This is a genomic window from Frankia sp. RB5 (genome assembly GCF_059816245.1).
The window spans coordinates 1-11,459 of sequence record NZ_JCBATA010000112.1 but is presented as its reverse complement, the minus strand read 5'-3'; the positions used below and the strand labels follow the sequence as shown (position 1 = coordinate 11,459).

Here is an 11,459-nt window from a genome sequence, read left to right as displayed (position 1 = left end):
GGTGGGCGAGGATGCGGGCGAGGGTGCCGGTGCCGCCGGTGATGAGGATGGTGCCGTTGCGGTCCCAGCCGAGGGCGGACAGGTCGCGGGGGGTGTCGGGGGGTGTGGTGTTCCTGTCGGTGGCCGGTGGGGTGACGGCGCTGGCTGGGGTGACGGCGCTGGCTGGGGTGACGGTGGGTGGGGCGACGGTGGTGGGAGGGAGGGCGAGACGGCGTAGCCGGGTGGCGTACAGGCGGCCGCCCCGCGCGGCCAGCCTGGGTTCGCCGCTGTCGAGCGCGGCCCGCAGCAGTTCCGGGCCGGGTGTGGCGTCGGTGTCGGCGTCGAGCAGCACGAACCGGTCCGGATGCTCCGCCTGGGCGGCGAGGACGAACCCGTGGGCGGCCGCGGCGCCCGGGTCGGGCGGCGGGTCGTCGGGCGCGACGACGACGGCGCGGCGGGTCACGACGACGAGCCGGCCGGGGGGCTCCTCGTCGTGCCGGCCGCGGGGCACCTCGTCGAGCGGGCCGCGGGGCACCTCGTCGAGCGGGCCGCCGGGCAGCTCGTCGTGGTTCGCGCCGGCGAGCCAGGACCGCACCACGTCCAGGCTGTGCGCGGCGGCCCGATCCGCGGCCTCGAGGCTGCCGACCTCCGTCGGCGGGCCGACGGGCGCGGTGGTCGCGGACCCGGCGGCCTCCGCCGCGGGGACGTGCGCGACCGGTATCGGCGCGGCCGGGTCGACGGCGTGGCCCGGCGCTGTCGCCAGCGGCTCCCAGTCGATCCGGTACAGGCCACCGCGCACGGGTGGGCTCGCCGCCAGCAGGGCCGGGTCGATCTCCCGGGTGGTGACCGCGGCGAGGTCGGCGACCGGGTCGCCGGCGAGATCCCGGATCGTGACGGCGACGGTCTGCGGACCGGTCGGTCGGATACGGGCCCGTACCTCCGTGGCGCCGACCGCGTGCACGCGAACGCCGGCGAAGGAGAACGGCAGCCGTGGCGGCCGACCGCCGGTCGGGGCCGCCGTGCCCGCGCCGTCGCCCTCGTCGGCGGCGAGGATCAGCGCGTGCAGGCACGCGTCGAGCAGCGCCGGGTGCAGGTCGAACCCGCTCACCTCCAGCCCCCGCGGCAGCCGGATCTCGGCGAGCAGGTCCTCGCCGTGGCGCCAGCCGGCGACCAGCCCCTGAAACGCCGGGCCGTACCGGTAGCCGCCTCGCTCCAGCCGCGGGTAGAGGTCCCCGGCCGGCAGCGCGACGGCGTCGGCCGGGGGCCACGAGCCGTCGGGGCCGGGCTCGGCGTCGAGGTCGGGCCCGGAGTCGGGGTTGGGCCCGGAGTCGGGGTTGGGCCCGGGGTCGGGCTCGGGGTCGGGGTTGGGCACGGCGTCCAGGTCGGGCTCGGTCGTCGTCGCAGCGGCCCCAGCGCTCAGGACGCCGGTGGCGTGGTGCCGCCACGCCGCCCCCGGTTCGTCGGCCGGGCGCGCGTACACCTCGATCGCCCGGCGTCCCGCCGGGTCGGCCGCGGCGACGGTGACCTCGACGGCGACCGCCTCCCGCGCGGCCAGGGACAGCGGTTCGCGCAGGACCAGCTCCTCGAGCCGGTCGCAGGCCAGGTGCCGCCCGGCGGCCAGCGCCATCTCGACGAACGCCGAGCCGGGCAGCAGGGTCGCGGACCCGACGGCGTGGTCGGCCAGCCAGGGCTGCGCGGGCAGCGACAGGCGCCCGGTGAGGACCGCGCCGCCGTCGTCGGCCCGGTCGAGGGCGGCGCCGAGCAACGGATGCCCGGTCGCCGCCAGGCCCACGCCGGCCACGTCGCTCGCCTGGGGCGCCGCGTCGAGCCAGTACCGCGTGCGGGTGAACGCGTAGGTCGGCAGGTCGGCATGCACCGCCGGTCCGCGGGCGCGTGAGCCGGGCCAGGTGACCCGGTCGGCGCCGATCCGCACCCGGGCGATGGCCCGCGCCACGGCGTCGTCCTCGGTGACGCCGGACGCCAGGGTGGCCACGAAGTCGGGGCCGGTGCCATCCGGGTGGTGGTCGTGGCCGGCGGCCATCGCGCTGAGCGTCGCCCCGGGGCCGATCTCAAGGCAGGTCGACACTCCCTGGGCACGCAGCCAGGTCACGCCGTCATGGAAGCGGACGGCCTCGCGGACCTGGCGGACCCAGTAGTCGGGCGAGCCCAGCTGATCGGCCGTCGCGAGGGTGCCGGTCAGCGTCGAGACGATCGGCACGTTCGGTGCCCGGTAGGTCAGCTCGGCGGCCACCTGGCCGTACCGCGCCAGCATGGCGTCCATGTGCGGGGAGTGGAAGGCGTGGCTGACCCGCAGCCGGGTCGCCCGCCGGCCCCGCTCCCGCCAGAGCGCCGCCACCCGGTCGACGGCGGGGGCGTCCCCGGAGACCACGGTGGCGGCGGGGCCGTTCACCGCGGCGATCGTCACCGTCGCGCGCGTGTCCCCGGCGAGGTCGTCGGTGAGGCCGTCGAGGGAGGCGGCGACCTCGTGTTCCGGGGCGTCGATGGCCGCCATCGCGCCGGTGGCCGGCAGCGCCTGCATGAGCCGTCCGCGGGCCGCCACCAGCGTGCAGGCGTCGGCGAGCGACAGCACCCCGGCTATGTGCGCGGCGGCGAGCTCGCCGATCGAGTGCCCGAGCAGGTAGTCCGCGGTGATCCCGGCGTCCGCGAGATGGCGGGCCAGCGCCACCTGCAGGGCGAACAGGGCGCTCTGGGTGTAGGCGGTCTGGTCGAGCAGCCGCGCGTGCGGCGAGTCGTCGGCCGCGGCGACGACGACGACGGACAGCGGACGGTCGAGGTGCGCGTCGAGGTGGCCGCACGCCTCGTCCCAGGCGGCGGCGAACACCGGTGCGCGGGCATACAGCTGCCGGCCCATCCCGGCACGCTGGCTGCCCTGCCCGGAGAAGACCAGGGCGGTGCGCCCCGCGGCGCGCCGCGCGCCGAGCACCACGGCCGGGTGCGGGCGATCCGCGGCCAGCGCCGCCAGGCCCGCGCGCAGATCGTCGCGATCGCGGGCACTGACGATCGCGCGGCGATCCAGCTGGGCGCGGGTGGTGAGCAGGGCGTGCCCGACGTCCGCGAGATCGGCGCCGGGGTGGTCGTCGAGCCAGGAGCGCAGGCGGGCGGCCTGGCCGCGCAGTGCCGGCGCGGAGTGGGCCGAGAGCAGGAACGGATGGGGCCCGGGATCCGGCTGGCCGCTCGGGTCCGGCGCGCCCTGCGCGCTGTCGACGCCGTGCGCCCCCTCCGCGCGGTGCGCCCCCTCCGCGCCGTGCGCGCTGTCCGCGCCGTCGATGCCCTGCGTGCCGGCGGCGTCGTCGTTCTCGATCCCGGCGGGCTCCTCGATGATGACGTGCGCGTTCGTGCCGCTGATGCCGAAGGACGACACACCGGCGCGGCGCGGGCCGTCCCGCCGCGGCCAGGGGCGGCGCTCGCGCAGCAGCTCGACACCTCCCGCCGACCAGTCCACATGCGGCGTCGGCTGGTCGATGTGCAGCGAGGCGGGCAGCGTGGCGTGCCGCATCGCCATCACCATCTTGATCACACCGGCGACACCGGCGGCGGCCTGGGTGTGCCCGATGTTCGACTTCACCGAGCCGAGCCACAGCGGCTGCCCGGCGGGCCGGTGCGGCCCGTAGACGCCGAGCAGCGCCTGTGCCTCGATCGGGTCGCCCAGTACCGTGCCGGTGCCGTGGGCCTCGACCGCGTCGACCTGGTCGGGCCGCAGGCGCGCGTCGGCCAGCGCCCGGCGGACCACCCGCTGTTGGGAGGGCCCGTTCGGCGCGGTCAGCTGGCTGCTCGTACCGTCCTGGTTGACCGCGCTGCCGCGCAGCACGGCGAGCACCCGATGGCCGTGGCGGCGTGCGTCGGCGAGGCGTTCGAGCAGGAGCAGCCCCACCCCCTCGGAGCATCCGGTGCCGTCCGCGGCGGCGGCGAACGGCTTGCAGCGCCCGTTGGCGGCCAGGCCGTGCTGGCGGCTGAACTCGACGAAGACGGCGGGCGTGGCCATCACGGACACACCGCCGGCGAGCGCGAGGGCGCATTCCCGCCGCCGCAGTGACGCAGCCGCCAGGTGCATCGCCACCAGCGACGACGAGCAGGCCGTGTCGATCGTGACGGCCGGGCCCTCGAGGCCGAGGGTGTAGGAGATCCGGCCGGACGCCACGCTCGGGGCACTGCCGTTGACCAGGTAGCCCTCGTATCCCGGCGGCGCCGGGCGCAGCCGCGAGGCGTAGTCGTCGTACATCACCCCGACGAACACGCCGGTGTCGCTTCCGCGCAGGTCGGCGGGGTCGATGCCGGCCCGCTCCAGGGCCTCCCAGCTGGTCTCGAGCAGCAGTCTCTGCTGGGGGTCGGTGGCCCGCGCCTCGCGGGGCGTGATGCCGAAGAACTCGGCGTCGAAGTCCGCGGCGTCCGCGAGGAAGCCTCCCTCGTGGGCGTGGGAGGTGCCCGGGTGCTCGGGGTCCGGGTGCGCGAGGGCGTCGAGGTCCCAGCCGCGGTCGGTGGGGAAGTCGGAGATGGCGTCGCGGCCGTCCGCGACGAGTGTCCACAGATCCTCCGGCGAGTGGACGCCGCCGGGGTAGCGGCAGCTCATCGCGATGATCGCCACCGGCTCGTGGTCGCGCTCCTCGGCCTCCCGCAGGCGCCGGCGCACCTCGCGCAGGTCCGTGGTCGCCCGGCGCAGGTAGTCCCGTAGCCGGCCCTCGACGCCACCGCCGCCGGCGGCGGCCGCGGTGGCGGGCTGGGCCGTCCCGCTCGCCGGGGCCGTCTCCGCCGCGTCCTCGCTGCGCACCACCGTCATCCCTCCCAGGCCAGTTGGGACGCGTCCGGGCCGCCGTCGGTGGACAGCTCGCGGTCGAGCGCGTCGAACAGTTCGTCGTCGGTCGCCGTGGCGAGATCGTTGTTCGGGTCGGGTGGGGCGGGTTCCCGCCGGTCGTTCCAGGCCCGCAGGAGATCGGCGAGGCGGGTGGCGACCCGCGCGTGCCGCTCGTCGTCGGGATCTCCACCGGCGCTCAGGGCGGCCTCGAGCCGGTCCAGTTCGCTCAGCGGGTCGCCGGGAGTCGGCGGATCAGGGGTCAGCTCGGCGAGCAGGTGCCGCGCGATCGCCGCCGGCGTCGGATAATCGAAGACCAGCGTGGTCGGCAGCCGCAGACCCGTCGTGGCACCGAGCCGGTTGCGCAGTTCCACCGCGGTGAGCGAGTCGAACCCGAGGTCGAGCAGGCCGCGGTCGGCCGCCACGGCGGCCGCGTCCACGTCGTCATGGCCCAGGACCGTGGCGATGTGCCGGCTGACCAGCTCCAGCAGCAGGGCGGCCCGCCCGGCCGGGTCGAGCGCCGCGAGGCGTGCGGCGAGTCCACCGGCGCCGCCCGGGTCGGCGTCCGGCGCCGGGCGGGAGGCGTGCGCGGCCCGCGCCCGCCGCCGTGTGGCCGTGACCAGCCCGCGGTGGAGCGGATGGACCTCGCCCTGCTCGGCCTGGCGGCGCAGCCGCGCCAGGTCCAGCCGGGCGGCCAGCACCGCCGGCTCGGTCCCGTCGAGGGCGGCGTCGAACAGGGCCAGCGCCTGGGCGGGTGCCATCGGCGCCATGCCGAGCCGGCCCAGGCGCGCCCGGTCCACCGTGGTCAGCTCGGCGGTCAGCCCGCTCGCCGGCGCCCACAGGCCCCACGCGAGGGACACCGCCGGTCGGCCCGCGGCGCGGCGGCGTGCGGCGAGCGCGTCCAACGCCGCGTTCGCGGCCGCGTACCCGGCCTGCCCGGGGCTGCCGAGCGTGCCGGCGGCGGAGGAGAACAGCACGAACGCGGTGAGGTCGAGGTCGCGGGTCAGCTCGTCGAGATGGCGGGCGGCGGCCAGCTTGGGCCGCAGCACCCCGTCGAGGCGCGGCGGCGTCAGCGCGGACAGCAGGCCGTCGTCGAGCACCCCGGCGGCGTGGATGACGGCGCCGAGCGGGTGCGTCGGGTCGACCGAGGCGAGCAGGCTCGCGGTCGCCGCCCGGTCGCCGACATCGCAGGCGGCCACCCGGACGTCGGCGCCGCGCGCGGTCAGCTCGGCCACGAGGGCCGCCGCCGACGGGCTGGCGTCACCCTGCCGGCTGGCCAGCAGGAGATGGCGGACACCGTGGGCGCCGACCAGGTGGCGGGCGACCTCGGCGCCCAGCGTCCCGGTGCCGCCGGTCAGCAGGACCGTGCGATCGCGGGGGAAGGCGGCGTCGCGGGCGGGCGCCGCCGCGACGCGGGCCAGCCGGGGCAGAAGGGCGCGGCCGGCCCTGATGGCCGCCTGCGCGGCCCCGCCGGCGAGCACCCGGGGGATCGCCGCCGCCGAGTCCGGGTGACCGTCGACGTCGAGCAGGGCGAAGCGGTCCGGCTCCTCCAGCTGGGCGGTGCGCACGAGTCCCCAGACGGCGGCCGCGGCCGGATCGGGGGCGTCGTCGTCGGGAGGGACGGCGAGCGCCCCGCGGGTCACGAACGCCAGGCGGCCGCCGGCCGCCGGCGCGCGGACGGGTGCGCCCTCGTCGTCGTTCGGGTGATCGCCGGCGGGCGGCGAGTCGTGCGCGGCCGTGGACGCGCCGGGAGGTGTGGAGTCGGCGGCGAGCCACGCCTGTGCCAGGGCCAGCGTGCGGTGCAGGAGGGCACGGGTGCCGTCGTCGGTGGCGGGCGCCGACGCGGCCGCCGTGAGGTCGACCAGGACCCAGGGTGGTTCGGGTGCTCCGGCACCGACCGCGGACCACAGCTCGCCGAGGCCGGGGTGGACCTGGGCCTCGACTCCGGCGGCGCGCAGGTTCGCCGCCAGCGGGCCGTGGTCGTCACTCACGACCGCCACCGGTCCCGCGGGGGCGGCGGCCTCGTCCGGTCCGGCGGGGGTGAACACGACGCGGTGCAGCGTGTCGCCGCTGCCCGCGAGACGGTCGAGGTCGGTCGGGCGGGTGATGAGGGCGCCGGCGTGTGCGACGACGGCGCCCGTCGCGTCGGCGACGGTGAGCTCGACCGTGTCCGGTCCGGCGGGGGTGAGCCGGACCCGGACGTGGGTCGGTGCCTGGCCGGAGATCCGCACGTCCCGCCAGGAGAAGGGCAGCTGGATCCGCCGGTCCGTCGCGTTCCCGTCGTCCGTGCCGGCGCGCCGTGGGAGCTGACGCAGGACCATCGGGTGCAGCGCCGCGTCGAGCAGGGCGGGGTGCAGCAGGTAGGCCGAGGCGTTGGACCGCTCCGGCTCGGGCAGCCGGACGTCGGCGAACAGGTCGTCGCCGAGCCGCCACGCGGCGTGCAGACCCTGGAACGCCGGACCGTAGTGGTATCCGTGGTCGGCCAGCAGCGCGTACGGGTCGCCGTCGGTCAACGCGACGGCCGCCGGTGGCGGCCAGGCCCCGTCCGGCTCGGCGCCGGCCCAGTCGGCCGCCACCGGGGCGTCGGGTGCGGAGGGGTCCTCGGCCAGCAGGCCGCTGGCGTGCAGGGTCCAGGGCGCGCCGGTCGCCAGCGTGTCGTCCTCCTCCCGCCGAGCGTGGATGCTCACCGCCCGCCGACCGTCCTCGCCCGGCGGGTCGAGGACGACCTGCACCCGGACGTCGGCGTCGTCCGGGATCACCAGGGGTGCGTGCAGGGTCAGCTCCACCAGCTGCCGCAGGCCGGCCCGCTCGCCCACGTACCCGGCGAGTTCGAGGAATCCGGTGGCGGGCAGCAGCACGGTGTCGCCCACGCCGTGATCGACGAGCCAGGGCAGGGTGCGCGGTGAGAGCCGGCCGGTGGCGACCAGGCCCCGTTCGCCCGCCACCTCCACCACCGCGCCGAGCAGCGGATGATCGGCGTCGCCCACGCCGATCGCGGCCGCGTCGACGCTCGCGGGCGGGGTGTCAATCCAGTAGCGGCGGCGCTGGAACGGATAGGTGGGCAGGTCGACCGGCGCCGGGGTGACCGGCGGGAAGGCCGGGCGCCAGTCGACGGCCAGCCCGTGCAGGTGGGCCTCGGCCAGGCAGGTGAGGAAGCGGTCCCAGTCGCCCGCCTCCCGGCGCAGGGTGGTCAGGACCGTGCCGCCGACAGGCTCACGGCCGGTGGCCGCTGTCACGGTGGGCCGGCCGGCCGCCCCGGGCCGGCGGACCTCCTCGAGGCTGTCGAACGTCTCGACGAGCCCCGGGGCGAGGACCGGGTGCGGGCTGATCTCGATGACGAGCCGGTGGCCGTCGTCGTGCAGGGCCTTGACGGTCTCCGTCAGCCGGACCGGTTCCCGCAGGTTGCGGAACCAGTAGTCACCGTCGAGCCCGGGCGGGTCGAACAACCCCGCCGTGACGGTGGAGTAGAACGCGACCTCGCCCGAACGCGGGCGGACGTCGGCCAGCTCCCGGGCCAGCCGGTCCCGCAGCAGGTCGACCTGCGGGGAGTGGGACGCGTAGTCCACCGCGATGGCCCGTGCCCGGATCCCGTCGGCGGCGCAGCGGGCGAGCAGCGCGTCGACGGCCGCGGGGTCGCCGGACACCACCGTCGTGCCGGGACCGTTGACCGCGGCCACCGCGAGGGCCCCGGGCATGTCCGCCAGAAGCGGGGCGACGTCGGCGGCGGGCAGCGCCACCGAGGCCATCGCGCCCGCGCCGGCCAGCTCGACCAGCGCGCGGCTGCGCAGGGCGACGATGCGCGCGGCGTCGGCGAGACTCAGCGCGCCGGCCACGTGGGCGGCGGCGATCTCGCCCTGCGAATGACCGATGACCGCGTCCGGGCGGACGCCGGCCGACCGCCACAGGGCGGCCAGCGACGTCATCACGGCGAACAGCGCCGGCTGTACGACGTCGACCCGGTCCAGCGAGGCGGCGCCGGGCAGGTCGCGCACCACGTCCACCAGCGACCAGTCGGTGTGCGGGGCCAGCGCGTCCGCGCAGGCGTGGATGTGGTCGCGGAAGACCGTGCTCTGTGCGTACAGCGCCGCCGCCATGCCCGGCCACTGCGAGCCCTGGCCCGGAAAGGCGAACACCACCCGGACCGGTGCGGTCGTCGTCGCCCGGGAGGTGAGATCGGCGGCCAGGCCATGCTCGGCGAGCTCCGACAGCCCGGCGCGCAGCTCGGCCCGGTCCGCCGCGAGGACCACGGCTCGGCTGTCGAACCGGGCCCGGGTGGTCGCCAGCGCGAGCCCGGTACGGGCCAGGTCGAGCGACTCGTCGGCCACGGCATCGTGCAGGCGACGGGCCAGCTCTCGCAGCGCCGGCTCGGTGCGCGCCGAGAGCACCCAGGGCAGGCGCCGCGCGCCGCCGTCGGCGACGTCCTCACCGGTCCCGGTTTCGTTCTCGTCGTCGGTCTGGTTGTCGGTGCTGGTGGTGGGTGTGCTGGTGCTGGTGGGGGGTTCTTCGATGATGAGGTGGGCGTTGGTGCCGCTGATGCCGAAGGCGCTGATGGCGGCGCGGCGGGGGGTGTGGGTGGGGGGCCAGGGTTTGGGGGTGGTGAGGAGTTGGAGGGTGTTGCTGGTCCAGTCGATGTGGGGGGTGGGGGTGTCGATGTGGAGGGTGTGGGGGAGGGTGTGGTGCCGCATCGCCATGATCATTTTGATGAGTCCGGCGGTGCCGGCGGCGGCTTGGGTGTGGCCGATGTTGGATTTGATGGAGCCGAGCCAGAGGGGGTTGTCGGGGGTGTGGTGGGGTCCGTAGGTGGTTTGGAGGGCGTGGGCTTCGATGGGGTCGCCGAGGGTGGTGCCGGTGCCGTGGGCTTCGATGGCGGTGATGTCGGCGGGGGTGAGGTGGGCGTTGGTGAGGGCGGCGTGGATGACGCGTTGTTGGGCGGGGCCGTTGGGGGCGGTGAGGCCGTTGCTGGCGCCGTCGGAGTTGATGGCGCTGCCGCGGATGAGGGCGTGGATGGGGTGGTGGTTTTTCTGGGCGTCGGTGAGGCGTTCGAGGAGGAGGAGGCCGGCGCCTTCGGCCCAGCCGGTGCCGTTGGCGGCGTGGGCGAAGGGTTTGCAGCGTCCGTCGGGGGCGAGGGCTTGTTGGCGGGAGAATTCGATGAAGACGGCGGGGGTGGCCATGAGGGTGATGCCGCCGGCGAGGGCGAGGGTGCATTCGCCGTGGTGGAGGGCTTGGGTGGCGAGGTGGAGGGCGACGAGGCTGGAGGAGCAGGCGGTGTCGATGGTGAGGGCGGGGCCTTCGAGGCCGTAGGTGTACGCCACCCGCCCCGACGCGACCGAGGACGTCGACCCGGTGAGCAGATAGCCCTCGAACCCGTCCGGCGCGCGTTCCAGCCGCGTGCCGTAGTCGTCGTACATGACGCCGGTGAACACGCCGGTCTGGGTGCCGCGCAGGCTGTGGGGGTCGATGCCGGCGCGTTCGAACGTCTCCCAGGCGATCTCCAGCAGCAGGCGCTGCTGCGGGTCGATCGCGGTCGCCTCACGCGGGGAGATCCCGAAGAAGCCCGCGTCGAAGTACGCGGCGTCGTGCAGGAAGCCGCCGTGCCGGCTGTACGACGTGCCCTGCCGGTGGGGATCGGGGTGGTAGAGGCGGTCGAGCGGCCAGTCCCGGTCGGTCGGGAAGCCGGAGATGGCGTCGGTGCCCTCGGCCACCAGCCGCCACAGCTCCTCCGGCGAGGTCACCCCGCCGGGGAAACGGCAGCCCATGGCGACCACCGCGATCGGCTCGTCGTCCGCCTCGGTCGAGCGTGTCCTGCGGGTGGTGGGCCGTGCGGGTCGCCTGGCTGCCGAGGTGTCCGCCTGGTCGACCAGCCGCGCGCTCACGAACTCCGCCAGCGCGGACGGCGTCGGATGGTCGAACACCACCGTCGACGGCAGCCGTAGGCCCGTCGCCCGGCCGAGCTGGTTGCGCAGTTCGACCGCGGTCAGCGAGTCGAAGCCCAGGTCGCGGAACGGCCGGCTGGCGGGGATGGTCCCACCGTCCTGGCCCAGGACCTGGGCGCTGTGCGTGCGGACCAGCTCCAGCACCCGCAGGGTGCGTTCCCGCTCGTCCAAGCCGGCGAGCGCGGCCAACGGCGCCGACGTCCCCAGGTTCTCGGGTGCTCCCGCGCCGCCGCCCGCGCCCAGGGCGGCGCGGCGGCGCGGCGGCCGGGTGACACCGTGCAGCATCGGAGCCAGGGTTCCCGCCGCCGCCCGCCGCAGCAGGGCGGCGCGGTCGAGCCTGGCCGCGACCAGCGTCGCGTCCGGCGCCGTCACCGCGGCGTCGAACAGTGCCGTGCCCACCTCGGCGTCGAGGGGTGCGATGCCGTCGGCGGCCATCCGCGCCCGGTCCGCCGCGTCCATGTGGCCGGTCATGCCACTGGTCTGGTCCCACAGCCCCCAGGCGATCGACGTGGCGGGCAGACCGCGGGCGGCCCGGTGGGCGGCGAGGGCGTCCAGGTAGGCGTTGGCCGCGGCGTAGTTCCCCTGGCCCGCGTTCCCCGTCGTGCCGACCACGGAGGAGAACAGGACGAAGCCGTCGAGGGGGTGGTGGCGGGTGAGGTGGTGGAGGTGGTGGGCGGTGTGGGTTTTGGGGGGGAGGACGGTGGTGAGGTGGTGGGGGGTGAGGGTGGTGATGGTGTGGT

The 11,459-nt window shown here is 76.5% G+C and carries 2 protein-coding genes; both read right to left on the bottom strand.

The window, feature by feature from the left end; all coding sequences use genetic code 11:
• Positions 1-4,765 (bottom strand): type I polyketide synthase (locus AC6EXY_RS32460; RefSeq protein ID WP_499818834.1); only part of this gene is annotated, 4,765 nt, incomplete at its 3' end.
• 5 nt (positions 4,766-4,770) lie between these two features.
• A partial coding sequence (locus AC6EXY_RS32455; protein ID WP_499842465.1) for a type I polyketide synthase occupies positions 4,771-11,459 on the bottom strand: 6,689 nt, incomplete at its 5' end.